The organism is Haloarcula sp. 1CSR25-25 (genome assembly GCF_032027985.1).
Classification (GTDB): domain Archaea; phylum Halobacteriota; class Halobacteria; order Halobacteriales; family Haloarculaceae; genus Haloarcula.
In genome coordinates, this window is record NZ_JAHYBW010000001.1 from 178,894 (window position 1) to 203,754 (window position 24,861).

Here is a 24,861-nt window from a genome sequence, read left to right on the forward strand (position 1 = left end):
CTATGAGCACTGAACGAGGACGCATCCGGATAACGGGGTTCGACGCCGACCGCGTCGAGCGCCGCGAACCGCTGTCGGACTGGACAGAGACGAGAGACACGGGGACGGAGAGCCGCTGGGCGCGCGCCTGGCGCGAGTTCCGCCGGAACCGCAGCGCGATGCTCGGGCTGTACGTCGTCGCCGCGATGGCGCTGCTGGCGGTGTTCGCCCGTCCGATTACGGTTGCGGGCGTGCCGGTCCAGCCCGTCTCGCTCGCGCCGTACGACCCGAGTGCGATCCTGTACGCGCAGGGGCTGGACGTGAGCGCCTACGAGGCACCGTCGCTTGCCCATCCCTTCGGCACCGACGGCTCCGCGCGGGACGTGTTCTCCCGCGTGCTGTACGGCGGCCGGTTCAGCCTCTCCATCGGCTTCATCGTCGTCTTCGTCACCGCCACAATCGGCCTCGTCTACGGCGCGGTTGCCGGCTACTACGGCGGGTGGGTCGACGAGGTGATGATGCGGACACTCGATTTGATATTCGCCTTTCCCGGCCTCCTGCTGGCGCTGATTATCGTCGCCGTGCTCGGCAAGGGGTACTGGGAACTGGTGCTCGCGTTCACGGCCATCGGCTGGGCGGGCTACGCCCGGCTGATACGCGGCGAGATTCTCAAAGTCAAGGAAAACGAGTACGTCATGGCGGCGAAGGCGCTGGGGGCGCGGGACCGTCGCGTCATCTTCAGACACGTCGTGCCCAACGCCGTCGCGCCGCTCATCGTCCAGGCCTCCCTCTCCATCGGCACCGTCGTCATCGGCGTGGCGGCGCTTGGCTTCCTGGGCCTGGGCCTCCCGCCGGGGTCCGCCGAGTGGGGCACGATGCTGGACCAGACCCGAGAGACCATCGTCCAGGGACCGGGCGGGTCGATTCCCTGGTGGGTCACCGTCTTCCCCGGCGGCGCTATCTTCCTGTTCGTGATGTCGATGAACCTCATCGGCGACGGCATCAACGACGCGCTGGACGCCCAGGAGGGCGAGGACGTGGCCCGCGGGGGCGAGGTCTGATGGCGCTGCTCGAAGTCGAGGACCTCACGGTGAACTTCTACACCGAGGAGGGCGTCGTCACTGCCGTCGACGACCTCTCCTTTCGCATCGAGCGCGGCGAGAAGTTCGGCGTCGTCGGCGAGAGCGGCGCGGGCAAGAGCGTCACCGCGCTGTCGGTGATGCGGCTCATCGAGGACCCCGGCCGTATCGAGAGCGGGAGCGTCCGCTTCAACGGCACGGACCTCATGGAGCTGTCCGAGTCCGAGGTGCGGGACGTGCGGGGAAACGACATCGCGATGATATTCCAGGACGCACAGACGGCACTCAATCCCGTCTACACCGTCGGCGAGCAGATCGCCGAGGCGATCCGCCACCACCTCGACTACGGCGACGCGGCCGCCCGCGAGCGGGCCATCCGCCTGCTCGACGACGTGGGCATCCCGGAGCCGGCGGCGCGCTACGACGACTACCCCCACGAGTTCTCGGGTGGCATGCAACAGCGGGTCGTCATCGCGATGGCGCTGTCCTGTGACCCGGAGCTCCTCATCGCCGACGAGCCGACGACGGCGCTGGACGTGACCATCGAGGCGAAGATCCTGGACCGCCTCGAACGCCTCAGCGACGAGTACGACACGGCGATACAGCTCATCACCCACGACCTCGGCGTCATCGCGGAGATGTGCGACCGGGTGATGGTGATGTACGCCGGCCGCGCCGTCGAGAAGGCGTCAGTCGAGGAGCTGTACTACGACCCGAAACACCCCTACACCGTCGGGCTGATGAGCGCGATTCCGCGTATCGGTGACGGCCAGGACCGCCTCCAGACGATTCCGGGGACGATGCCGGACCTCGTTGAGGTCCCCTCCGGCTGTAGCTTCCACCCGCGGTGTCCCTTCGCCGAGGATGTGTGTACGCGCAAGCGGCCGCCGCTCGTCGACCCCGAGACCGGCGACGGCGTCGGCCTGTCCGACCGGGCGGCGGCCTGTCTGGCCTACACCGGCGACCTCGACGGCGAACTCGACTACGAGGTCGAAGTGAAGGGGCGGGCCGACGGCGCGGTCGAAGATATCGGAGGCCGCCAGGATGGCTAAGACAGCGGACGGCCCCATCCTGGAGGTCGAAGGGCTTACGAAGTACTACGAGTCCGGCGGGAGCATCGTCGACACCCTGCTGGGCCGGAGCCGGGAGGTGAAGGCGCTTGACGGCGTCGACCTGGAGCTGTACCCCGGCGAGACGCTTGGCATCGTCGGCGAGTCCGGCTGTGGCAAGACCACGCTCGCCCAGACCCTGCTCCGGCTCGTCGAGCCCACAGCCGGAACGGTCCGCTACAGGGGCGAGGACCTGACCGCGGCCTCCGACAGCCGGCTGCGGGCGCTCCGGAAGGACATCCAGTACATCTTCCAGGACCCCTTCGCCAGCCTCAATCCGCGGCTGACGGTCGGCGACATCGTCGGCGAACCGCTGGATATCCACGACATCGCCGAGGGCGAGGCCCGGACCGAGCGGGTCAACGACCTGCTGGAAACCGTGGGGCTCAATCAGCGACACGCCCACCGCTACCCCCACGAGTTCTCCGGCGGCCAGCGCCAGCGCATCGGCATCGCCCGCGCGCTCGCCGTCGACCCCGAGGTCATCGTCTGTGACGAGCCGGTCTCGGCGCTGGACGTGAGCGTCCAGGCCCAGATTCTGAACCTCTTGACGGACCTGCAAGACGAGTTCGGCCTCTCGTACATCGTCATCGCCCACGACCTCAGCGTGGTCGAGCACATCTCCGACCGCGTGGGCGTCCTCTACCTGGGTGAGTTCGCCGAAGTGGGGCCGACCGAGTCGGTGTTCGAGCCGCCCTACCACCCCTACGCCGAGGCCCTGCTTTCGGCCATCCCGGAGCCGGACCCCGGCTGGGAGGGCGACCGAGTGTTCCTCTCCGGCGAGGTCCCGTCGCCGCTGAACCCCCCGTCGGGCTGTCGGTTCCACACCCGTTGTCCGAAGATTATCCAGCCCGAGGGGGCAGAGATGGCCCAGTCCGAGTGGCGCGCGCTCATGGACCTGAAACAGCGGCTCCGAAGCGCTGACTCGCTGGCAGCCGTCACCGCCGTCCAGGAAGGCGTCGAGGACGGGGACCTCGGTCAGCTCTCGCGGTCGGCCCTGGAAACGCGGGTCCGCGCCGAGTTCGACCTCCCGGACCCGATCGGCGACCAGGAGGCCGAGGCGGTGTTCGGGACGGTTGTCGACAACCTCCGTGACGAAGCCTTCGAGGCCGCGCGGGCGGCGCTAGACGATGCCTTCGAGTCCCCCTGTGAGCGGACCGACCCCGCGCTGTTCGACGTCGGCGATGACCACCGCATCGCCTGCCTGCTGCACGAGGACGGCCATCCGGACACGCCTGAACGGAGTCGATAGTCCGGGTACCTGGCCCACGGGAGTTTCAAACCCCGCGGGTGGTTTCCGAACCGCGGCCGGCGGATAGCGCTCGATAGAACCGCTGTGGCTCGAAATTATGTACCAGTTACATATGTCTGACGTAATTTTATCTATTTTTAGTTACTTTCTACTAACGAAATGTCACAACAGGTGGGGAACACATCGACTGGACTGGGCACCCAGGCACAGTCAGGGGAGCCGGACGAATCAGTGGTTATGGCGGTTATCCAAGCAGTCTCGGACACGACCGAGACGATGCCAGAGGAACTGCCGTCCTTGGCCGACGTTGTCGACCCGGATGCGCTGGAAGCGCTCTTCGCGGGCCGCCAGACGAGCGTAGAGGTCAGCTTCCGGTATGCGGGCCAGTCCGTGACCGTCGCCGGGGACCGGACGGTGACCGTCGCCCCGAGCGACGACTCGTCTGCGTGAGTCACGGCCCGGCGAAACGAATGGCTACGGCGGCAATACACAATGCCGGCCCGAGCCGAGTCCAGCGACTGTCGGCGTCGTAGATTCTGACGCCCCCAGTTCCGGAAGCGGGACGTGTGTGCCAGTAGCACCGGCAGTACACGACAGCTACTCGAACCCGACGCCGGTGAATTCGAAGCGGGCGCCGCCCTCGGCGCTGTCTGCCACGGTGACCGACCAGCCGTGGGCCGTTGCGATGCGGTCGACGATTGCCAGCCCGAACCCGGAGCCGTCGTCGGCAGTCGAGTAGCCCGCCTCGAACAGTGCCTCGCGTTCCGCTTTCGGGACGCCGGGGCCGTCGTCGGCGACGTAGAAGCCGTCCTCGGTGGCACCGACAGTGACGGTCACGCCCCCGCGGTCAGCGGCGTCCCCGGGCTTCTGCTGGCTGCCCGTCGACCCGTGCTCTACACTGTTCCGGAGCAGGTTCTCGAGCAGTTGCAGCAGGCGCGGTCGGTCGGCGACAATCGTCACATCCTGGTCAGCAGTGTCGGCGAAGACGAGCGTTCCGTCCGGGGTGTCCTGTGACACCATTGCCCAGGCGTCCGCGACCGCGTCACGGAGCGAGACCGGTGCTGTCTCCTGGATGTCCCGCCCCTGACGAGCCAGAAGCAACACGTCTTCGATGATACGCTCCATCCGGTCGAGAGCAGTCTCGATTTCCTCCAGGTGGCTCTCCTCGCCGGTCTCTCGGGCGAGTTTCAGGCGTCCCTGTGCGACGCTCAGGGGGCTCCGAAGGTCGTGGCTGACGACGCTCGCAAACTCCGCAAGCCTGTCGCGCTCGCGCTGTAGCTCCCGCTCCTGGTTGCGGATGTCGGTGATATTGCTCGCGACGCCGAACACGGCGACCGGGTCGTCCGGGTCGGACCGCTCGCCGGTATCGTATATCGGGACCTTCGTCGAGAGGTACTGGCGTGACTCGCCGTCGACGACGACAGGCTCCTCGACCTCCAGCGGTTGCCCGGTCTGCAGGACGGCACGGTCGTTTGCCCACACCGTGTCAGCCGTCGCTTCGGGGTACAGCTCGTAATCGGTTCGGCCGACGATCTCCTCGTCTGTGAGCCCGGCCATTTCCCGGTAGCCGTGATTGACGAAGATGTACCGCCCCTCGTCGTCTTTCATGAACATCGGGGTCGTGGTGTTCTCCAGAATCGCCTCGAGCCGGCGCTCTATCACCTCCAGTTCGCGCTCGCGTTCTTTGCGCTCGGTGATAGTGTGATGGACGCCGACCATGACCTCGCGACCGTCCCGCTCGACGGGCTGACCCCGAACGGAGACCCACTGTACGTCGCCGTTCGCGTCGAACATGCGAAACTCCGCGTTGTAGATGCCACCCGTCTCGATGGCCTGGGCTATCTGTTCACGGACCGCCGGGCGGTCCTCCGGATGCATCCGGTCGAGGAACGCATCGAGCGTGCCCTCGAACTCCCCTGGGTCAAGGCCCATGAGTCGCTCGAGCGTCTCGCTCCACGTGACCTCGTCCGTCTCGCGGTCCCACTCCCAGACGCCCGTCTCGGTGGCCTCGAGGGCCAGTTGCAGCCGCCGCTTGGTTTCCTGTAAGTCGCGTTTCCGTTCGCGCTGCCCGGTGATATCAGTCAGCGTGAACACGACGCGCTCGACGGCGCCGTCGTCGTCGAACAGCGGCGCGCCGTTCACCGAGAGCACCTTCTCGGTGCCGTCCGGCCAGTGAATCGTGTGTCTGGCATCGTAGAGGGATACACCGGTTTCAAGCACCTGCCGAAAGGGGAGCTCCGCGTCCGGTATCCGGTCGCCGTCGAGGTCTCGAATCTCCCACTCCGGGTCGTTGTACGTCCGGTCGCTCACCTCTGACTGCGACAGGCCCAGGACGTCGATAGCGTGCTGGTTGGCGAAGACGAACTGCCCGTCCCGGTCGAGTTGCACGACACACGACGGGACGGTCTTGAGAATCTGCTCGAGGCGGTGGTGCCGCCGCCTTGCCTCGGTCGCTGATTCCCTCGCCGACACCGCGTTCTGGACCCGGTTGGCCAGCAACGTGTACTGGTCCGTTCCGCCGTCCTTCTGCAGATAATCGGTGACACCGGCCGAGATGGCCTCACTCGCAACCTCCTCACTCCCCTTCCCGGTGAACAGGACGAGCGGGAGTTCAGGGTAGTCCTCACGGACGGCTTCGAGGAACTCGATGCCGTCGCGTCCGGGCATGTCGTAGTCCGACACGATGCAGTCAAACGCGGCCGCTTCGAGCCGTTCCAGCGCTTCGTCCGCGTTCGACGCCGTCTCAACGCGGAATCGGTCGTTCTCGCGCTCGAGGAGCGCGGCAGCCGTCTCCGCGAAGTCCGGCTCGTCGTCGACGTGCAGCAGCCGAATCGTGTCGGTTGTGGATGTCATCAAGAGAGAAGGCGTGATGATATTTCAGGGACCAGGCCACTTATCCTGTTTGGCTGTTTGTCACGTCCGCGGTGCGTGGGACCGACGGTGAGTGCCTGTCCCGGGTCCGACCTGAAACCGCCTGTACAGACGTGTCCGGACACGGCAGGAGCCGAACCGGTCCAGCTAACACTTTTGCGCGCGCCGGCCTACACTCCGACAATGCGTCGCATCTACGACTCGGGGGCGCTCCACCGCGACGACGATGAGCCACAGGCCCCCACCGAACGCGAGGCGCGGCCACAGGCCGCACGCAGTATCGACGGCGGGGCCTGGAGCGACCTGCTGGTGCCGACGTGGCTCCGCTATCGCGCGGTGTCGGTCGATATCGAGGTTCCGGGGGCGACGTATCCGGCGGGAACCGAGGTGCCGTTCGTCGTGACGATGAAAAACGCCCTCCCGGTGCCGATAACGCTCCCGACGGACTCGCCGCGGCCGTGGACGTGGTACGTCGACGGAGTGCCCGAGGCGTCCCACGTCGACAGCATGCCCAGCGAGGGCGGCAGCCTCCGGTTCGACCGCGGCGAACGGAAGCGGTTCAGGCGGCGGTGGGACCGGATGTTCCGGGTCAGCGACGACGAGTGGGAGCCCGCGCCGGCCGGGGAGTACACCATCGGCGCGGGGCTGAGCGTGGCCGATGCCGCCGAGCGTGGCCTGTACAGCGAGACGACGGTCAGTATCAGCGAGCGGTAGCGCCGCAGGCAGTTTCCGAGCGGCCCGGGTCAGCCGCTCGGGGTGGGAGCAGGCGTCGGAGTCGGGGCCGGGGTCGGCTCCGGCGGTGTTTCGGCCGGGGTAGAAGTACTACCGCCAGTCCCGAATCCGGCGTCCGAGGTCGCGCCACCGCCCGGGTCGGGTGCCTCGCCCTCGAGGAGGAACGTAAGCAGGTTCCCGACGAACACCTCGTTGTCGGCGTCGTATATCTCGGAACTCCTGATGAACGTCGAGTCGGTGACAAACACCATGTTGTCGTTGCGGACGACTGTGGGGTACGTGCCGGTGCGCCGCGTCTCCAGCGTCCGGGTGCCCTCGGCAGCGGTGAACTTCGTCTCGGCGTCGCCGTTCACGACCGCGTAGCCGGCGGTGTCGAAGGTAATCGTCTCGACACCGTCGGTCAGTTCACCGTCGCCGCTCGGCGACGCGTAGATGGCCTTGAAGTTGTTGTCGTTGGCCGCGTCGTCGACGTTGTACAGCTGTTCGGCACCCATCCGGACGCCGTACCGCTCGGTGGCGTTGTTGGCCCCGAACGACACCGTCGTCGTCGACTGGGTGAACCCGGTCGAGAGGCGGGTCTGTGTCGGTTCGGCGAGGACGACGACGCGACCGCCATCCTCCGTATACTCCTGTAGCGCTTCGCGTTCGTCCGGCGAGTAGCTTCCGAGCGGCTGGACGATGAGCACGCCGTCGTACTGGCCCAGTGAATCGGCGAACCCGTCGGTACCGGAGGTCCCGTACTCGATAGTGTGGCCGGCCCTGAACATCGCCTCGGTAATCGGTTCGAGCTCTGATTCGGACACCAGATTGCCGTGGCTCGTGTCGACGAGGATACGCTTGTCACTCGCGTCGGTGTCGATCGATATCTCCCCGTCCTCGGGGTCGACAGGCGCGTTGACCGCGTCGGGCTGGTACTGCGACGGCGACTGGCCGTCGATGGACCGGCCGTCCGGCGGCCCCGACGACCCCGGGTCAGCGACTGCGAGAAGAACCGTGCCGCCCAGCAGCACCACGAGAACGAGGATGAACACGGCGAGTGGCTTGACGATGCGGCCCTCAGTCATTGCGGATCACCGTCGCGTTGTTGTCTTCGGCAGGGATTCCCCAGACGGCGTAGTACTTCACCGGTTCCCGGAACGTCGTCTCGCTGTCGTCCGGATGGACGAGATAGGTCACGTTGTTCGCGCCCTGCACGGTCTCGGCGCCGGCGGGGACGATGATGACGTTGAACTCGGCACCGCCGCTTCCCAGATACGCCACGTCGTACCTGTCGCCCTGGATGTCGTTCGAGAGCGCGGCGGCCCGCTCGATGGCCAGCTCGGAGTCGCCGATGCGGTCGGCGAAGCCGTTCTCCGTCGCCTGTGCACCGAGGTACGTGTTGCCGTTGGAGACCTCCTCGCGGGAGAGCGACAGTTGCTCGCCACGGTGGCGCATGACCGTCCCGACGAACGAGCGCTGGAGTACCTCGATGTCCTCGCGGAGGCCGTCTTTGCTTATCTGGGCCTTGTCCGGACCCGAGCGGACGAACGTCTCGCCCTGCTGTTCGACCTGCTCGATGAGGCTCAGCGGGGCCTGGACGATGACGCCGATGCTACCGACGTTCGAACTCGGCTTGACGACGATTTCGTCGGCCGGGGCGATGCCGTAGTACCCGCCCGAGGCGGCCGTGCCCTCGACGTAGGCGACGACGGGCATCTCGCTTGCGGTCCGGTTCACGGCGAGGTAGAACTCCTCGCTCGAGTCGACCGGGCCGCCGGGGCTGTCGACCCTGAGGACGACCGCCTCGATGGATTCGTTGGTCCGTGCCTCGCGGAGGTCCTGCTTGACGGCGTTGACGTTGGCGTCGGTCGTCCCGCCGCGAAGGGTGACGACGGCCACACTCGGGTCGTCGTCACCACCGCTTGGCACGCCGTTCCAGATGACCGGCGCGAATACCGCGGCGACGACGAGGGCGAGCGTGACCGCGATTACGTACGACGCCGTCATCGCCGAGAACACTTGTTCTCTCCCAAACATCTATAGGACCTGTTCGGACCGAGAGAGTAATAAACCCCGGCCGGCGCTCGCTGTCGGAGTCCGGCCCAGGGGCCGACTGGCACAGCAGCGACCAACGGTTATTGGCCTCCGGGTCGTGCAGCCGGTATGGAGACCCGACCGCTGGGCGACACTGGACAGGAGAGCACGGTGCTGACGTTCGGCTCGATCGCACTCAACTGGCTCGAACAGGAGGGCGCGAACCAGCTGGTCGAACTCGTGTTGAACCACGGGGTCAACCACTTCGACGTGGCGCCGACCTACGGCGACGCGGAGCTGAAACTGGGGCCGAAGCTCCGTCAGTACCGCGAGGAGGTCTTCCTGGGCTGTAAGACCCAGGAACGGGAGTCCGAGGGCGCCGCCCGGAAGATCGACCGGTCGCTGGACCGCCTCGGCATCGACACCATCGACCTCTACCAGATTCACGGCCTGGAGTACGAGGAGGAACTGGACACGATCACCGCCGACGGCGGCGCGCTGGACGCGATACGCGAGGCGAAGGCGGCGGGGAAAATCGACCACATCGGGCTGACGAGCCACGGCGACCCCGAGCTCATCCTCGACGCTATCGACCGCATCGACGACCTGGAGACGGTGATGTTCCCGCTGAACCCCGTCGTCGCTGGGAAGAACGGCGACGAGTACGACTACGAGGCCGTCCTGGAACGCTGCGAGGCGGACGGTATCGGCACGCTGGGCATCAAGGCCTTCGCGAAGGGGTCCTGGCCGCCGACCGACGAACTGCCGGAGGCCGACCGCCCGTACGCGAACTGGTACGAGCCGGTCGACACGCCGGAGGCCATCCGCGAGCGGTTCGACTTCGCCGCCGCCCGGGGCCTGGACACCGTCGTCAGCCCCGGCGACCCGAAGCTCGTCGCGATGGTGCTCGACGCCGCCAGCCGCTCGGAGGGGATGGATGAGGCCCGCCAGCGCGCGCTCATCGAGGAAGCGCGCCACGACGACAGCCCGGTGCCCGAGCAACTCCACCACTGAGCGTGGGCGACGTCCCGGAGACGGTGACGGCGGCACTCGCCGACCAGCAGGTCGAGGGGCAGGTCTGTCTGGAGGCCGGAGCCGGCGTCGGCAACACGACGGCCGGGCTGTTGGCCGCGGGCGCGAAGCGAGTGTACGCGGTGACGGACGATGCCGACCACGCAGCGACGGTCCGCGAACGGGTCGGCGACGGGAACGCCGACCGACTGGCCGTGGTCGAGGCCGACCTCCGCGCGACGCCGCTTGGGACCGGCAGCGTCAACCTCGTCACCGCTCACGGACTGTGTAACGTCCTGCCACCGACCGCCCTCGACGCCGTCGCGGCCGAGTTGGCGCGGGTCGCGAAGCCCGACGGTCACCTCGTCGTCGACGACTACGCGGTGCCACCCGCCGACGGGGCCGTCAATCGGCTGTTCGCGCTGGAGAACGCCGCCGCGCGGGCGGTCGACGGTCGGCCGGCGCTGACGTTCTACCCGCCCGCCGTGCTGGCCGCCGTCTTCGCCGACCACGGCTGGACTGTCCAGCGGCGGAAGCCGCTGCTGGACCCGGTGCCCTGGACCGAGGCCCATCTGAACGCCCACGCCGTGGTGGTGCGTGGGTACGCTGACGACCTTCCGGATGCGCTCGGGGCGCCACTGACTGCGATGGCCGACGATTTGGTTTCGGCTATCGGCTCCGAGCGAACCGGGACGATGTACAGTCTCGCGTTCCGGCTAGCGGAGTGATGAGTGGCTTGTATATTTCGTGACGAGAGTTCGAACAGCCAGAAAGCCCCGAGACGCTGGGCTACTGTGACTCGCTGCGCTCCTCACTACGTTGCGGTGCTTCCGTCGTCTCGTACGCCCAGCGTCTCGCCCCTTTCAGTCCCACCTGTGGCCGGTTGGTCAATCCAGGCTGGGTGGGACTGAAAGGGGCGGCTGGCTGAACGACGGCGGACGACGCAAGCACTGCAACGAACGTAGTGAGTGAAGCGCGCAGCGAGGCCCCCAAGTTCAGCCAGCCGGGGCTTTCTGGCTGTTAGATAATACACTCACTCAAGAAACGAAAAGAGACACAGATTTTCCTAGCAACCGAACGGCTAAGGAAGCGCCGGCCCACGTGCCGGTATGTCACTCGACAGGTTATCGGAGTTCGACGCGACACCTGAGGAAGGCGAAGTCATCGACGGGGAACTGGCAGTGACCGACGACGTGCTGGTGAAGGCGTTCGCGCTGGGGCCGGACGCGAGAATCGACCCGCACGAACACGACGGGGCGACGAACGTGTTCCACGTGGTACGGGGGGAGGTGACGGTCCAGCAGGACGACACGGAGGAGGTCATCGCTGCGCCGGGCGTCGTGCTGAACGAGCGCGGGCAGGCCCACGGCGCGCACAACCACACCGACGACGTGGCCGTCTTGACCGCGAGCCTCTGTCCGCTGCCGGGGCAGTAAGGGGTCGCCATCAACACAGGGGTATCGGCTGACCGTTTCCGCATCACGCTTATTGTGATTACAGTTCACTGACACGGTATGGCCGAACCTCTGCCGACGAACGGACTCCGCAAGACAGTCGACAGCGGCGGCGTCGCGCTGGGCGTCCTCGACAACGCTTACAGCCCGACGCTGGTAGAGTTCTACGGCGACCTCGGCGTCGACTTCGTCTGGCTCGACTTCGAGCACGGCGGGCCGGACCCGTGGGACGCCGCCACTGTCGAGGACCTCCTGCGGGCGGCCGACGGCACCGGAACGGAGCTACTGGTTCGCCTGCCGGACACGTCCCCGACGCTGGTGCGGAAGGCGCTTGACCTGGGGGTCAAGAACGTCTTCCTGCCGCGAGTCGAAACCGCCGAAGAAGTCCGAGAGGCCGTCAAGTCAGGGCGGTTCCGGTACGACGGCGGTCCGGGCGACCGGGGACTGGCCGCGCCCCGGGCGCGCCGCTGGGGTCTGAGCGAGAACTACATCGAGGCCTCGGACGAAGAGGCGCTGGTCGGGACCACGATCGAGACGAAGACGGCGGTCGAGAACATCGACGACATTCTGGCCGTGCCCGACCTCGGCTTCGTGTTCATCGGGCCGTTCGACCTCTCAGTCTCGCTGGGCCATCCCGGCGAAATCGACCATCCCGAGGTGCAGGACGCAGTGGAGACGGTCCGCTCGGCGGCGGTGGAAGCGGACGTCACCGTCGGCGGCCTCGGGTTCGGGATGGCGGACGTAAACGAGAAGGCCGAGTCGGGCTACCAGATACTGCACGTCGGGAGTACGACTGGCGCGATAGAGGGCGCCGTGCGCGGGTGGCTGGAGGAGTTCGAAGGGGGGCGCAGTTAGCTCAGAGGCGTAGCGTGGGCGGAACCGAACGGCCGTGTTAGGCGCTCGCGCCGGATTCGGTGCCGCTCGTCGCGTCGACGGCGCTGTCGTCGAGGTCCGACTCGGCTTCGAGCAGTTCGCGGTAGCGCTCGCGGATGGTCACGGTGCTGATGTCGGTCGCCTCGCTGACGGTCTCCTGTGTCATCTCCTCGCCGAGCAGCAGGCCGGCGGCGTAGATGGCCGCGGCAGCGAGACCGACGGGGCTCTTGCCGCTGTGGACGTTCGCCTCCTTCCCCGCCTCGATGAGGGCGCGGGCCTGGCGTTCGAGGGCGTCGTCGGCGTCGAGTTCGGAGACGAACTTGCTGAGGTAGGTCGCGGGGTCCGGCGGGCCGACCTGTAGCGAGAGTTCGCGGTTGAGATAGCGGTACGCGCGGGTGAACTCCATCTCCTCGACGCGGCTGACGACGGCCATGTCGTCGAGCGTCTGCGGGAGGTTCGACTGCCTGACCGCGGCGTACAGCGCGGCGGTCGCCATCCCTTCGATGGAGCGGCCGGGCAGCATTCCCTCGTCGAGCGCGCGGCGGTAGATGACGCTGGCCGTCTCGCGGGCGCTCTCGGGGACGCCGAGCGCGCTACCCATCCGGTCGATTTCGCCCAGCGCCTGCTTGAGGTTGCGTTCGGCGTGGTCGCGGGTGCGGAACCGCTCGTCCCAGGTCCGGAGCCGCTGCATCTTCTCGCGCTGGCGCGTCGACAGGGAGTTGCCGTAGGCGTCCTTGTTCTGCCAGCCGATGTTGGTCGAGAGGCCCTTGTCGTGTTTCATCTCGGTCGTCGGCGCGCCGACGCGGCGCTTGGCGTCTCGCTCCTTGCTGTCGAAGGCGCGCCACTCCGGCCCGTGGTCGATCTCGTCCTCGTCGACGACGAGACCACACGACTCGCAGACGGTCTCGCCGCGACTGTCGTCGGTGACGAGGCTCCCGCCACAGTCCGGGCAGGCGTGGCCGGTGCTCGCCTCGGACTCGGCCTGTTCGTCCACACTGTCACCGCGTTCGTCGGGGGAATAGATGCTGCGTGTCGTCATAGTGTGTGTCTGCGAGCGCGTGGGACGCCCGCGTGCGTGCACAGTTGTAAGGGCGCATCGGGTATGAGGGCTCGTTTGGCGCATGCCGAACTCCACCGACAGTCGGCGACTCGACGACGACCGGTCCCGTCGACGGCTACACGCCCGAACGGCCGATGCGGAGCCGTCCGCCCTCGGCGACGTCCTCGTCGGCCTGGACCGGTCCCATCGACCGGGTGACGAACGACCGGACGATCCACGCCTCGGCCCGCTGGAGGCGGTACTGGAGTGTCGACCGCGACACGTCGAGCGTCTCGGCGAGTTCGGTGAGCGAGGTGTCCCGCGGCGTCCGGTAGTAGCCGTGTTCGACGGCCGCCTCGACGGCGGCCTGTTGCTCCGGCGGGAGCTCCGCCAGCGTCACGGCCTCGTCGACCCAGTACGACGGCGAGCTGAGCTGCCGGAACTCGACGGTGAGGCCCTCCCGGAGTTCGGACTTCATCTCCTCGAACATTCCGTCGACGCCGGCGTCGCTACACAGGAGCAGCCGCCACTCGCATCGGCTGCCGCGGCGCTCGGTCTCGACGAGGACGCCGCGGCCGACGTGGTCGATGGCCAGCCGCGGAATCGAGTGGCAGTCGCCGGCCTCGGACCGGTAGCTGTACACCGTCCGGACGCCGGGGTCCGAGCCGATGACCTCGTAGGTCCAGTCGGTCTTGCAGTTGCGGGTTCCGATGCACTCGGTACACTGGACCGGGTCGTCGTACACGTCGTCCAGCTGTTCGAGGGCGGCCTCCGGGCCGGCGACCCGCTCGAGCCGCCACATCCCGTCTCGCGTGACGTTGCACGCGATCGTCCGGGAGTGGGCCTCCGGATAGTCGATGAACACGTCCATCACGGGGTCGACGTTGCGCTCGTAGTCGATAGTGAAGATGAACTCTCGCATATGTCCCGTTGCGTGCCGAGGGGTTTATACGCACTGTCTCGTTCGGCGCATGCCAAACCGGCCGTGATTGTCACGGACGGCCACGTACAGAGTATGTCGTGTCCTGTCTCTCACGCTACTTGCGAACCGCCCGGCAGAGCGGGCACTGGCGACACGCCATCGCAGCGGTACGAACTGCCGGCGCACAACTGGCGACACACCGTCATCTACGGGGTGGTGTTCTGGACGGTCGTGGTCGCGGCGTGGCTCGCCGTGCCGTCCGGCCACCCGTTCCGCGTGGGGGTCACCCTGTCAGGACTGTTCGCGGCCCCGCTGTTGCCGGTCGCGCTCTGCTGTGATTACCGTCAGGCCAGGGGCGTCGGCGCGTGTGGTCCCGGTGTCCGAGCGTATCTCTCGAATCTCGTTCGTGACATCGCGACGGCGGTCACCGGCCAGAGCGCCCTCGGCGACCAGCGACGGGAGTTCATCCGATGCTGAGCACTGTCACGCCGCTCATGCGGCCGCGTCCGACTGCTGGGCCCGCGCGTCGTCGAGCCAGTCCGGGTCGGGAACGTCGGTCGACCCGACGCCGGTGACCTCGTAGCGCCACTCGACCGAGATCGTGTCGCCGTCGTCAGTTTCGCCGGTCAGCGTCCACGCCGTCTGGCGTGCCAGCCCGTCCTCGTCGACCAGTATCACGACGGTGAAGTCGGTCACAGTCACGTTCCCGCCGGACCCGAACGCACCGGCACCGAACTCCTGCCACGTCGAGAGGTCCGAGTACTCGTAGCGGTCCACGGTGACGCCGTCGAAGGTCTCCGTCCCGACCAGGCGGGCCTCGTCGACTGACTCGTAGCTGAGCGCCCCGCGGTCGACGGCGGACTGGAAGGAGGTGTCGTCCTGAGGTCTGACCTGATAGAACGCCTCGCCGTCGGTCTCGTACCGCGTGTAGGCCGACCCGTCGGCGACGAACGTCTCGAAGTCGGTCCCGGTGTCCGGCCCGGACATCGCGAACGTCTCTACCGAGCGGTTCGCCCGCAGGTCCACCCGGTAGGCGTTCGTTATCGTGGTCGTTTCGCCGGCTTCAGTTGTCGAGTACGACCACGTCGCGGTGAAGCTGCCCGCGTCTCGCAGGAGGCGGTCCGTCGCTTCGACAGAGAGGTCATCCCGGTCTGCCTGAGCGGCCCCGCCGTCGTCCGTATCGTCCCCGTTGTCCGCCGCCGGGCCTCCGCCGACGCAGCCGGCGAAAACGACCAGCGACAGCACCAGCACAGTAAGTAACCGCGTTGTCATGTCTGAGAGGAGGCTGTCACAGGAGATAAGCTAGTACGGTGGATGCGACGGGGCCTTCCTGGTGGCACGGCACTTCCGTTCGGGCAGCGCGGCGCTACAGCCAGTCCGTCTCTGGGTCGATCCGGTCCGGCGGCGTCTCGCCGGCCAGCGCGGCCCCGACGTTCACGGCGACGGCGTCGTTCAGGTCGTCGCGGGCTTCCTCGGAGTACCAGGCCGCGTGGGGCGTGACGAGACAGTTGTCCAGCCCGACCAGCGGGTGGTCCGTCGTCGGCGGTTCCTCTGCCAGGACGTCGAGGCCGGCGGCTGCAATCGTCCCGTCGTCCAGCGCCGCCCGGAGCGCCCGCTCGTCGACGAGACCGCCGCGGCCGGTGTTGACGAGGACGGCGTGGTCCCGCATCGCCGCGAGCGCGTCGGCGTCTATCATCCCCGCCGTGGCCTCGGTCAACGGCGCGTGAAGGGAGACGTAGTCGGCCCGCTCGTACAGCGTCTCCAGCGTGACTTTCTCGACGTCGGCCGCGGCCATCTCCTCGGCGTCGACGTACGGGTCGTACGCGATGACCTCGAGGTCGAAGCCCCGCAGTTGGTCACGGACCCGCCGCGCGATGGGGCCAAAGGAGACGAGCCCCAGCGTCCGGCCGCGGACGCGGTGGACCGGGCGGGTCCGCTCCCAGCCCCAGCCGCCGTCGCGAACGTCGCGGTCGTAGTCCGTGAGCGTCCGAACGCAGTCAAGCAGCAGCGTCACCGTGTGGGTAGCGACCTCGTCCGTGCAGTACTCGGGGACGTTCGTGACGGTCACACCGTTTTCCGCCGCGGCCGACACGTCGATGTTATCGATACCGACACCCGCTCGTGCGACGACCTGGAGCTCGTCCAGCGCATCGAGCACCGCGGCGGTGACCGGCGTGTTCACGTCCACGACGAGGCCCGCGGCCCCGGCGGCAGCGTCCCGGAGCGCGTCCTCATTGTCGGTCTCCGCGACGACGACATCGGCGTCGAGGTCCGCCCGCAGTCGGTCGACAGCTATCATCGGGTCATCGCTTGCGACCACACGTGCCATATCCGGGGTGAGGGACTGGGACGCTAAAACGGGTCGAAGTCGTTCCCACCGAATAGGAATTCGAGGTCAATGATAGATTGGATACAACTGCCGGACCGTCGCCCGAGGCATGCGGTCCGAGCGCCGTGATTTAAGCCGCTCGGTCGCCAACCCAGCGGTATGCAAATCGAACTGCGGTTTTTCGCCAATTTCCGGGAAGCCGTGGGGCAGAAGACGATCGAGCGCGACTACGAAGACGGCCTGCAGGCCGGCGACGTGCTCCGGAGCCTCTCCGAGGAGTTCACCGAGATGGACCTGTTCGAGGACGGCGAACTGCGGGAGTACCTGACGATTCTCCTGAACGGAACGGACATCGCACATCTCGACGGGCAGGCGACACCGCTGGAGGACGGGGACGAACTCAGCGTGTTCCCGCCGGTCGCCGGAGGATAGCGGCCTACTGGAATCGGCCGCCCCGTCTCAGCAACAGAAGATGAACGGGAACATCAACCCGACGCGGTCTCCGGCGTCCAGCTCCGTGTCCAGTCCGTCGAGGTGCTCGTTGAACTCACCGTTGACCGCCACTCGCGCGTAACATCTGGTCTGCTCGCCTTCGGGGTTTTTCGCCCAGTCGCCCGGCAGGTCCGCCATCTCCGGGGCCCAGCCCGCGGTGGTGGCGTCGGCTTCGGTTTCGGCGATGAGCATGTCGCTCACGTCATGTTCCCGGAAGAACGCGGTGAGGAAGTCACGCAGCGTGTCTCCTTCGAAGGTAAACGACAGCGACGGTTCGCCGACGGCCCGGCGGACGTGGCCGGTACACCTGACCTCGACAGTGGTCAGCTCCGGTGCCGACGACTGTCGCTCCAGTGTCTCACTGCTCATACGCAGTTTACAACCCGCCGACACAAATCAGTAGAGGCGAACATGTTCGCCACCGCCGGGCTTTATTTGCGGCGCGCCATGTGTAGCGGTATGGACGACATCGAACTCGGGATTCCGTCCGGGATTGTCGACTCGCTGCCGGCCGACAGCGAGGACACGAAACGCGATATGGAGCAGGCCGTCGGTGGCTGGGAGCGGGAACTCAACGCGGCCCTCGGTTCCGAGGAGCCGGCCAGCGCCGTCGTCGACCACATCGAGCGGTTCGAACAGCGCTGGGAGGCCTACGACGAGTACGTCGTCGAGCTCCGGGCCTGGGGTCAGTCTCCCATCTACGCGATGGCCTGGCGCGACCTCCATGCCGCCGTCATCGCCCAGATTTACGACCACGAGGACCTGGACGAGCGGGTCAACCGCGAGCGCAACGCCCGCATCGTCGACGACGGCATTCGGCCCGGATAGCGCGGTTGTGGCCCAACGGCGCAGACCTGCCGATAGGTTTAGACGACCGGGCCCGTAACGACCACATAATGGAGCGTGAACGGAGTTTTCGCGGTATCTCGGCGCGGGCTGCTATCGGCTATCTGGAGAACCTGGGCGGCGAGCAACGCGGCGAGGCGACCGTCGAAGGCGACGACTGGGCGGCGACACTCTCCGAGGACAAAGTCGCTATCGGCCCGAGCCTCCAGCTCAACGAGGTGACGATCCGGTTCGACGGCGAGCCGGAGACGCTGGAGCCGCTCATCGAGAAGTTCGCACAGAAAGCGATGCGGGCGGGCGGCTGACCGGGTCGCGATGGCCGAGCCGTCCTACCCCATCGAGGGGCAGATCGTTCTCCTGGCTGGCACACAGGCCAGCGTCCCGCTCGACCAGCTTCCGGACCTGCTGGGGCGAGTACAGACGTATCTCCGGGCGAACCGCGCGACCTACGACAGGGAGTACGAACGTATCAGCGGTCCCAGAGAGACCGACTACGTCTGCGCCGAGTCGGGCCACTGGGACAGCATCGGTACAGAACTCGGACTGAGCGACCGCGAGCAGGACGCGGTGCGGCGTGCCCACGTCGCCCAGTTTGAGCGCGACGGCCGGCGCCTGGACAGAGCCGAGGAGTTCGAAGCGACCCTGGAAGTCAGGGACGTACTGGCGGTTACTGCCGAACGGTGATCGTCTCCAGCACGCGCTGGGAGAAATCCGTCTCCGAGAGGTCGCCGTTCTCGAGGTCGTCTATCCACTCGCTGTCGACGGACCACTCGCCGAGTTCGGTGTCCTCGAGGTCAGTCACGGTCGCCTCGATGTCGACCCCGGACCAGTCATCGGCGTGGAGGTCCCGGAAGACGTTGATGACGCGGCCGATCTCCCGGTGGGGGATGACGGCCGCCTCGTCGGCCGAAATGGATTCGTAGGTAAGCCGGTACGTGTCGCCCTCGTCGGCGAAGTCGGTGACGTAGACGCCGTGGCTGGTCAGTCGGGACTCGACTTGGAATTCGAAGTCGTCGATGTCGTCCTTGCGCATTAGAAAATTGGAGTCGGCAGGTGGCGCTGTCTCAGTCGTCGCTCGGTGCCGCCGCGCCGCCGGAACTGACGCCGGTACCGGGGCCGACCTCGATGCCGAGTTCGTCGAGTTTCTCCTCGGTGACGACGCCGTCCTCCCAGTCACGCACCTCGTAGTACTCGTCTTTCATCTTCGAGAGCTCCGCGAGCTCGCCCTCGGAGCCGCCCTGGGCCGGAATCGCGTGCTCGTCGCCCTCCACGAACCGGTTGGGCAGGTCGTCGTCGGACCCGTCGAAGCCGGCGAGGTTGTTGTAGTACCGTTCGAGGTTGTAGATGCGCTCGCCGGCCTCCATCAGTTCTTCCTCGCTCACGTCCAGCCCGGTCATGCCGTTGTACTGCAGGACGTACTCCTCGATGCCCTCCGCGAAGGCGTTGAACTTGCAGATGTCGAAGGAGTCGCTGATGGCGTGCAGGTCCTGGAAGGTGGCACACAGCTCGCCTTTCCCCTCCCACTCTCGCGGGTCGACCTTCTCCGGGATACCCAGAATCTCCGCCGCCGGGGTGTAGCCACGCAGGTGACACGCCCCGCGGTTCGAGGTCGCGTAGCCGATTGCCATGCCCTTCATGCACCGCGGGTCGTAAGCGGCCATCGTCTGGCCCTTGACCGCGAGGGAGTTGGTGTGGGCGTCGAACTCCTCGGCGAGGTGGTCCGGCCCCTCTGCGAGGTGGTCCGCGAGGTCCGTCTCGCGGGTGGCGATCATGTCGATCATGTCGATCATCGTGTCTGCGTCGCCCCACTCTATCCCCTCGCCGAGCTCATCGAGCTTGCCTTCCTCGGTCATCTCCATCGCCATCGCCATGGTGTTGCCCACGTCGATGGTGTCGACGCCCATGTCGTTGCACCGTTCGAGCATCACGGCGATCTTGTCGCGTTCGACGTGGCCGGAGTTCGGGCCCAGCGCCCACGCGGACTCGTACTCGTAGGACTCCGTGCGGACGTTCATCTCCTCGCCCTTGTGCATCGCCTGCACTTCGACTTCCTTCTTACAGGCGACCGGACAGGAGTGGCAGGTCGGCTCGTCGACCAGGATGTTCTCCCGGACGTTCTCGCCGGAGACGTTCTCCGAGTCGATGATGCGTTCGCCGTCGCCCTCGGCATCGGACATCGACCGCGTCGAGGAGTACTTCGCGTTCTTGGTCGGCAGACCGTCCATCTCCTCGGTGAGGTTCATCAGGACGTTGGTGCCGTACATCGAGAGTCCGCCCTCGTTGGGTGCGGTCACGTCGGACTCCTGGATGACCTGCATCGCCTGCTTGTGGCCCTCCTGGAACGTCTCCTGGTCCTTCGGTTTGGGCATCCGGGTGCTGGACTTGACGACGACGGCCTTGAGCTTCTTGTTGCCCATCACGCAGCCGGTGCCACCGCGGCCCGACGCGCGGTCGTCCTCGTTGATGACACAGGCGTACTTGACCTCGTTCTCGCCCGCCGGCCCGATGGCCATCGCCGAGAGGTTCTTGCCGTAGGACCCCTCGACTTCGTCTTCGATTTCGCTCATCGTGTCGTGGACGCCCCAACCCCACATGTGCGAGGCGTCACGGAGTTCCACCTCGCCGTCTTCGACGAGGGCATACACGGGTTCGTCGGCCTGGCCTTCGAACAGCAACCCGTCGAAGCCCGACCACTTCAGCCGTGCACCCGACCAGCCGCCGTGGTGGGAATCAGTGACCGTCCCCGTCAGCGGCGACTTCGTACAGATAGCGATGCGACCGCTCATCGTCACCTGCGTCCCCGTCAGTGGGCCATTCATGAACGCTAGCAGGTTGTCCGGCCCCAGCGGGTCCACGTCCGCCCCCTGGTCGAAGACGTACTTCACGCCGAGTCCGCGCGCGCCGATGTACTTTTTCGCGTCCTCCTCGTCGATACCCTCGTAGGCTATCTCCCCGTCACCGAGGTCGATTCGAGCCACGTGGTCCTGGAAGCCGCCAAGGTCTGTCATGGTAATACGTGGGTAATCGGATGGCACCAACTTAACGATTTGTGTTGCCGTATCACGAATATCCCACGTGTTTCACCGGCCGCGGTCTCTGCGTGACCGGCTCACACCCGCGACTGTGGTCCGAACCGCTTAAGAGTCCAAACGGCAAACTCAAGATAACTCGCTGGACGACGGGCACCAGCGGGCACCTGCGTGTGCAGGTCGGGATGTGAGTCGCGGAACGCGACTTGAACCACGCAACGCCCGTGGTGAACACATATGGCACGAAGCGCATATTCCTACATTCGAGACGCCTGGAAGAACCCGGGCGACGGACAGCTCGCGGAACTACAGTGGCAGCGCCAGCAGGAGTGGCGCGACGAAGGGGCCGTCGAGCGCATCGAGCGCCCGACTCGCCTCGACAAGGCCCGCTCGCAGGGGTACAAGGCGAAACAGGGCGTCGTCGTCGCCCGCGTCTCCGTCCGCAAGGGCGGCGCACGCAAGCGCCGACACAAGGCCGGTCGCCGCTCTAAACGCCAGGGCGTCACGCGCATCACCCGCCGGAAGGACATCCAGCGCGTCGCCGAGGAACGCGCCTCCCGCACCTTCCCGAACCTGCGCGTGCTCAACAGCTACTCCGTCGGCCAGGACGGCCGCCAGAAGTGGCACGAAGTCATCCTCATCGACCCGAACCACCCGGCCATCCAGAACGACGACGACCTGTCGTGGATCTGTGCCGACGACCAGGCCGACCGCGTCTTCCGTGGTCTGACCGGTGCCGGCCGCCGCAACCGCGGCCTCGGCGGCAAGGGCAAGGGCAGTGAGAAGACCCGCCCGTCGCTGCGCAGCAACGGCGGCAAGGGCAAGTAACCCACCTTTTTCCGCCTCGGGTGCGCGAAGCGCACCACTCGGCGCAAAAACGTGGGCGAAAAAGGCCGAACGCTCGCTCCGCTCGCGTTCGGTGAACCGCGCTTGCTTCGCTCGCGCGGATGCCCGCCGTGATTTTTGACTTCACTTCTTCCAGACATCCGATCCTGTCGCCATCGGAAGAGGTAGTCGACTACACCCAGATACCCTGTTCGCGGTCCATGATACTGACGACGACGACGTGGGGCAGCGTGACGACGGCGATGAACACCAGATACAGCGCGACCCACTCGGGGACTGACCCCGGCGGGTTCGGGACCAGGAAGTACAGCCCGCCGAGCAGGGCGAGCGAGGCGGCGGTCAGGGGGGTGGCGTCGCGAGCGAACCGCGCCAGTGCGGCTGTCGGGTCACGGTTTTCGAGGGCGCCGGCGGCCGCGTCGTCGACCAGAAGGAGGCGGGCGATATGGCGCAGTGAGTGCCACAGACAGAAGTACACGCCGATGGCGAGCACCGGCGGGACGAGGGCGAAGTACGCGAGCAGGCCCAGCGTCTCACCGGCGTCGAGCAGCCACGGCCGGCGGGCGTCGGCGCGGGCGAACCCGACGGCCAGCGTCGCCACGACGAGCGCACCGTAGACGACGGCGAGTGCGGTTCGGACGTCCGTCCGGAACGCCCAGCCGATAGCGGCCACGGCGTCGGGCGCGAACAGCGAGACGAGGTCCGTCGCGACGCGGCGGTACCAGTCCGGGAACGCGAGCAGCGGGACCAGCATCGGCAGGCCGCCGCGGATCAGGACGGTTCCGATTCGCTGCGGGAGCGACCGGAGGTGGTCGGCGTCGGCCAGCGCGACCAGTGCGTACAGGTCGCCCTGTCCCCAGTGGAACCACGTCACGGCGATGAACAGAACGAAGGCCGCCGCGGGCGCGAGGAACCAGGCGGCGGCGTAGGCTCCGCCGACGACGCCGTAGAGCGCGAACACGCGGGCGATAGCCCGCCAGTTCGGACGCTCGCCGCGGGTGCGTGCGACCGCGAGGTGGTCGACCGCGCCGTGAGGGAGGCCGAGCAGGACGGCACTGACCACCAGCGGGACGTACTGGAGCGCGGGCGGTATCGAGAGCCCGGCGAGGAAGGGCGCGAAGAGGGCGAGGCTTGCGACCCAGCCGGGAGCCAGCGCGACCCGGTAGAGGACCGACGGCGCAACGGTGGTGCGGTAGCTCACTCCCATCTGTCGATGAGCCAGACGTAGAGCACGACCCCCTGCACGACGAACAGCGTCGTCAGCAGGAAGAAGACCGCCTCCTCGATCGGCAGGTCGAGCAGGGGGATCGTGTACCCGGTCGTGTACTGTTTCGAGATAGTCCAGACGCCGAGCCGGATAGCGATGCTGTCGATACCACAGAGATAGGCCGTCGGGACCAGCGTCGCGGCGCTCACTGTCCGCCACTCGCCGACGAGGAAGTGCCACCCGAACAGCCACTGAATGGCGAGTATCGGGCCGCTCCAGACCAGCAAGGACCCGAGATACAGCCCGGAGTCCGAACGCAGGAGCACGAGGCCGGACAAGACGACGGCGAGAGCGGCGGCGAACCCGACGAGGCGCGTTCGTACCGGCGTGGCCAGCGGGCGTTCCGTGTCCACCCGAAACCGGGCCACCCACAGCCCCACCGCCGCGGTCTGCAGGACGAAAAAGAGGTACTCGCCGAGGGGAATCGACCAGAACCGCGCCAGCACGGCGCCGTCGCCGTACCACCAGACGCCGTGCCGGATGAGCGCGCCGTCCCACGGCGTCGTGTAGACGAGGGCCAGTCCCGTGAGGATTGCCGTCCCTGTCAGGATGTCCCGGCGGCTCCCGAGGCGGTAGGTGGCCGTCAGTGCCAGTCCGGCCACGACCGGGACCACGAACAGGGCGTGGAACTGGAGATACGTGGGCGTGGGCAACATTAGTTCAGATCCGACAGGGGGTCACAGCCCGGCGCGTGGCTGTCATCCACGCCACGCGGGCTGCCCGTGGCTGTGAGCGTCTGTCGGCGTCTCGCCGGGGACGGGTTCGGAGACAGCGCTCACGGTGTAGAACGTCGCTTCGGGGTCGCCGTTGCGCCGCCAGTGCCACCACGTGCGGGCGAGAAGCCAGAGCCGGCGGCGGCGAGTGAGTTCCGGCGTCTCCGTCAGCACGTCGTAGCCGCGGTCACGGATGAGCCGGTGGTGGTCCGCGTACAGGACTGCGGCCAGCAACACGCCGAACTGGCAGTCCTCCGGCAGGTACCGGATGCCGGCGACCCCCTCGCGGTACAGTTCGTCGGTCCGGGCCAGTTCCTCCTGCATCACGGCGCGGAAGGCGTCGTCGACCTCGGCGTCGGCCAGTTGCTCCTCGGTGACGCCGTGGCGGTCAAGCGTCTCCTGTGGGAGATACACCCGCCCGTAGTCGTGGATGTCCTCGCGCACGTCCCGCAGGAAGTTCGAGAGCTGGAACGCTTCGGCCAGTGCCGTCGCGTGGGGCAGGGCCTCGGCTTTCTGTGGCGGGTCCATCACCTCGGTCATCATGTGGCCGACGGCGACGGCGGAGCCCCGCATGTACTCACGGAGGTCCTCGAAGGTCTCGTAGCGGGCCTGTGCGATGTCCATCTCCATCGCGTCGATGAAGACGTTGATCGTCTCGTCGGAGATATCGTGGCGGTCAGCGAGGTCCTGAAATGCCGCCATGACCGCCTCGTGGTCGGTCTCGGCCGGGTCGATGTTCCCGAGCGCGGCCTCACGAATCACCTCCAGTTGCTCGTGCTGGACGGTCGGCGGCGGCCCGTCCGGCTGGTCGACGACCTCGTCCGCGACCCGGAAGAACGCGTACATGACGTAGGTCGGGTGGCGGATACGCTCCGGAAGCAGACGCGTCGCAAGGTGGAACGTCCGTCCGGTCTCCTGCTGTATCGATTTGCTGGTTTGGATGTTATCGGAGTGCATTGAAAGCTATCGGGCGGTCATTCTGCGGGCTGATGCGTCGCGCGCGCTCGT

General features: G+C 67.0%; 28 protein-coding genes. 15 read left to right on the top strand and 13 right to left on the bottom strand.

All coding sequences use genetic code 11. From position 1 onward, the window contains the following. The first annotated feature begins 2 nt into the window (after window positions 1-2). The 4 genes from KZ498_RS00740 to KZ498_RS00755 all read left to right on the top strand — a co-directional run bounded on the left by KZ498_RS00740 (window position 3) and on the right by KZ498_RS00755 (window position 3,869). Window positions 3-1,040, top strand: a complete 1,038-nt coding sequence (locus KZ498_RS00740; protein WP_312615978.1) for an ABC transporter permease — start codon at window positions 3-5, stop codon at window positions 1,038-1,040. Beyond that, window positions 1,040-2,110, top strand: coding sequence for an ABC transporter ATP-binding protein (locus KZ498_RS00745; RefSeq protein WP_312615979.1), 1,071 nt, complete (start codon window positions 1,040-1,042; stop codon window positions 2,108-2,110). The genes KZ498_RS00740 and KZ498_RS00745 overlap by 1 nt, the downstream gene beginning before the upstream one ends. Continuing rightward, window positions 2,103-3,419 (top strand): oligopeptide/dipeptide ABC transporter ATP-binding protein, encoded by a 1,317-nt coding sequence (locus KZ498_RS00750; RefSeq protein ID WP_312615980.1) that lies wholly within the window; start codon window positions 2,103-2,105, stop codon window positions 3,417-3,419. The genes KZ498_RS00745 and KZ498_RS00750 overlap by 8 nt, the downstream gene beginning before the upstream one ends. 159 nt (window positions 3,420-3,578) lie before the next feature. Next, complete coding sequence (locus KZ498_RS00755; RefSeq protein WP_312615982.1) at window positions 3,579-3,869, top strand: HalOD1 output domain-containing protein; 291 nt, start codon at window positions 3,579-3,581, stop codon at window positions 3,867-3,869. Window positions 3,870-4,016: 147 nt separating this feature from the next. Here the strand turns inward: KZ498_RS00755 and KZ498_RS00760 are convergent, their stop codons facing one another. Continuing rightward, complete coding sequence (locus tag KZ498_RS00760) at window positions 4,017-6,272, bottom strand: PAS domain S-box protein (protein WP_312615984.1); 2,256 nt, start codon at window positions 6,270-6,272, stop codon at window positions 4,017-4,019. Between the two features lie 201 nt (window positions 6,273-6,473). Here KZ498_RS00760 and KZ498_RS00765 point away from each other — a divergent pair, with 201 nt between their 5' ends. After that, entirely contained in the window at window positions 6,474-7,004 is a 531-nt protein-coding gene (locus KZ498_RS00765) for a hypothetical protein (protein WP_312615986.1), read from the top strand. A 29-nt stretch (window positions 7,005-7,033) separates the two neighbouring features. On the opposite strand, the gene KZ498_RS00770 is transcribed toward KZ498_RS00765, so the two are convergent. Beyond that, window positions 7,034-8,086: a DUF4350 domain-containing protein gene (locus KZ498_RS00770; RefSeq protein WP_312615987.1), complete on the bottom strand. Its 1,053-nt coding sequence runs from the start codon at window positions 8,084-8,086 to the stop codon at window positions 7,034-7,036. Further along, window positions 8,079-9,038 carry a S49 family peptidase gene (locus KZ498_RS00775; RefSeq protein ID WP_312615988.1) on the bottom strand — a complete coding sequence of 320 codons (960 nt, stop codon included), beginning with the start codon at window positions 9,036-9,038 and terminating at the stop codon, window positions 8,079-8,081. The genes KZ498_RS00770 and KZ498_RS00775 overlap by 8 nt, the downstream gene beginning before the upstream one ends. Window positions 9,039-9,164: 126 nt before the next feature. Here KZ498_RS00775 and KZ498_RS00780 point away from each other — a divergent pair, with 126 nt between their 5' ends. The 4 genes from KZ498_RS00780 to KZ498_RS00795 all read left to right on the top strand — a co-directional run bounded on the left by KZ498_RS00780 (window position 9,165) and on the right by KZ498_RS00795 (window position 12,355). Beyond that, a complete protein-coding gene (locus KZ498_RS00780) occupies window positions 9,165-10,049 on the top strand; it encodes an aldo/keto reductase (RefSeq protein WP_312615991.1) in 885 nt (294 codons plus the stop codon). Beyond that, window positions 10,046-10,774 (top strand): class I SAM-dependent methyltransferase, encoded by a 729-nt coding sequence (locus tag KZ498_RS00785; protein ID WP_312617331.1) that lies wholly within the window; start codon window positions 10,046-10,048, stop codon window positions 10,772-10,774. Before KZ498_RS00780 ends, KZ498_RS00785 begins: the two co-directional genes overlap by 4 nt. Before the next feature lie 381 nt (window positions 10,775-11,155). Further along, entirely contained in the window at window positions 11,156-11,482 is a 327-nt protein-coding gene (locus tag KZ498_RS00790; RefSeq protein ID WP_312615993.1) for a cupin domain-containing protein, read from the top strand. A 78-nt stretch (window positions 11,483-11,560) separates the two neighbouring features. Then, complete coding sequence (locus tag KZ498_RS00795; protein WP_312615995.1) at window positions 11,561-12,355, top strand: aldolase/citrate lyase family protein; 795 nt, start codon at window positions 11,561-11,563, stop codon at window positions 12,353-12,355. A 37-nt stretch (window positions 12,356-12,392) separates the two neighbouring features. Here the strand turns inward: KZ498_RS00795 and KZ498_RS00800 are convergent, their stop codons facing one another. Continuing rightward, window positions 12,393-13,412 carry a TFIIB-type zinc ribbon-containing protein gene (locus tag KZ498_RS00800; RefSeq protein ID WP_312615997.1) on the bottom strand — a complete coding sequence of 340 codons (1,020 nt, stop codon included), beginning with the start codon at window positions 13,410-13,412 and terminating at the stop codon, window positions 12,393-12,395. Between the two features lie 136 nt (window positions 13,413-13,548). Beyond that, entirely contained in the window at window positions 13,549-14,334 is a 786-nt protein-coding gene (locus KZ498_RS00805) for a helix-turn-helix domain-containing protein (protein ID WP_312615999.1), read from the bottom strand. A gap of 93 nt (window positions 14,335-14,427) precedes the next feature. On the opposite strand from KZ498_RS00805, the gene KZ498_RS00810 reads away from it, so the two are divergent. After that, entirely contained in the window at window positions 14,428-14,811 is a 384-nt protein-coding gene (locus tag KZ498_RS00810) for a hypothetical protein (protein ID WP_312616001.1), read from the top strand. Window positions 14,812-14,826: 15 nt separating this feature from the next. On the opposite strand, the gene KZ498_RS00815 is transcribed toward KZ498_RS00810, so the two are convergent. Together KZ498_RS00815 and KZ498_RS00820 are read right to left on the bottom strand one after the other, a co-directional pair. Continuing rightward, window positions 14,827-15,606: a hypothetical protein gene (locus KZ498_RS00815; protein ID WP_312616003.1), complete on the bottom strand. Its 780-nt coding sequence runs from the start codon at window positions 15,604-15,606 to the stop codon at window positions 14,827-14,829. 94 nt (window positions 15,607-15,700) lie between these two features. Then, window positions 15,701-16,663 carry a C-terminal binding protein gene (locus KZ498_RS00820; protein WP_312616005.1) on the bottom strand — a complete coding sequence of 321 codons (963 nt, stop codon included), beginning with the start codon at window positions 16,661-16,663 and terminating at the stop codon, window positions 15,701-15,703. 159 nt (window positions 16,664-16,822) lie between these two features. On the opposite strand from KZ498_RS00820, the gene KZ498_RS00825 reads away from it, so the two are divergent. Then, window positions 16,823-17,095, top strand: a complete 273-nt coding sequence (locus tag KZ498_RS00825) for a ubiquitin-like small modifier protein 1 (RefSeq protein WP_312616007.1) — start codon at window positions 16,823-16,825, stop codon at window positions 17,093-17,095. Window positions 17,096-17,122: 27 nt separating this feature from the next. On the opposite strand, the gene KZ498_RS00830 is transcribed toward KZ498_RS00825, so the two are convergent. Then, window positions 17,123-17,524 (bottom strand): pterin cluster protein, encoded by a 402-nt coding sequence (locus KZ498_RS00830; RefSeq protein WP_312616009.1) that lies wholly within the window; start codon window positions 17,522-17,524, stop codon window positions 17,123-17,125. A 90-nt stretch (window positions 17,525-17,614) separates the two neighbouring features. On the opposite strand from KZ498_RS00830, the gene KZ498_RS00835 reads away from it, so the two are divergent. From KZ498_RS00835 to KZ498_RS00845, 3 genes are all read left to right on the top strand, one after another. Beyond that, window positions 17,615-17,983 (top strand): hypothetical protein, encoded by a 369-nt coding sequence (locus KZ498_RS00835; protein ID WP_312616011.1) that lies wholly within the window; start codon window positions 17,615-17,617, stop codon window positions 17,981-17,983. Between the two features lie 68 nt (window positions 17,984-18,051). Further along, complete coding sequence (locus KZ498_RS00840) at window positions 18,052-18,306, top strand: hypothetical protein (RefSeq protein WP_312616013.1); 255 nt, start codon at window positions 18,052-18,054, stop codon at window positions 18,304-18,306. A gap of 10 nt (window positions 18,307-18,316) precedes the next feature. Then, the gene (locus KZ498_RS00845) at window positions 18,317-18,685 is read left to right on the top strand and encodes a hypothetical protein (protein WP_312616015.1); all 369 of its coding nucleotides are present in this window, start codon (window positions 18,317-18,319) and stop codon (window positions 18,683-18,685) included. On the opposite strand, the gene KZ498_RS00850 is transcribed toward KZ498_RS00845, so the two are convergent. Then, complete coding sequence (locus tag KZ498_RS00850; RefSeq protein WP_312616016.1) at window positions 18,669-19,034, bottom strand: hypothetical protein; 366 nt, start codon at window positions 19,032-19,034, stop codon at window positions 18,669-18,671. The genes KZ498_RS00845 and KZ498_RS00850 overlap by 17 nt on opposite strands. A 31-nt stretch (window positions 19,035-19,065) precedes the next feature. Beyond that, window positions 19,066-21,009 (bottom strand): aldehyde ferredoxin oxidoreductase family protein, encoded by a 1,944-nt coding sequence (locus tag KZ498_RS00855; protein WP_312616018.1) that lies wholly within the window; start codon window positions 21,007-21,009, stop codon window positions 19,066-19,068. A 258-nt stretch (window positions 21,010-21,267) separates the two neighbouring features. On the opposite strand from KZ498_RS00855, the gene KZ498_RS00860 reads away from it, so the two are divergent. After that, entirely contained in the window at window positions 21,268-21,858 is a 591-nt protein-coding gene (locus tag KZ498_RS00860; RefSeq protein ID WP_312616020.1) for a 50S ribosomal protein L15e, read from the top strand. Window positions 21,859-22,048: 190 nt separating this feature from the next. Here the strand turns inward: KZ498_RS00860 and KZ498_RS00865 are convergent, their stop codons facing one another. Genes KZ498_RS00865 through KZ498_RS00875 form a run of 3 tightly spaced genes read right to left on the bottom strand, consistent with a single transcriptional unit; the run spans window position 22,049 to window position 24,810 of the window. Then, window positions 22,049-23,074, bottom strand: coding sequence for a Brp/Blh family beta-carotene 15,15'-dioxygenase (locus tag KZ498_RS00865; RefSeq protein WP_312616022.1), 1,026 nt, complete (start codon window positions 23,072-23,074; stop codon window positions 22,049-22,051). Further along, complete coding sequence (locus tag KZ498_RS00870; protein ID WP_312616024.1) at window positions 23,071-23,796, bottom strand: lycopene cyclase domain-containing protein; 726 nt, start codon at window positions 23,794-23,796, stop codon at window positions 23,071-23,073. Before KZ498_RS00870 ends, KZ498_RS00865 begins: the two co-directional genes overlap by 4 nt. A 42-nt stretch (window positions 23,797-23,838) precedes the next feature. Further along, the gene (locus tag KZ498_RS00875; protein WP_312616026.1) at window positions 23,839-24,810 is read right to left on the bottom strand and encodes a phytoene/squalene synthase family protein; all 972 of its coding nucleotides are present in this window, start codon (window positions 24,808-24,810) and stop codon (window positions 23,839-23,841) included. Window positions 24,811-24,861 lie beyond the last annotated feature (51 nt).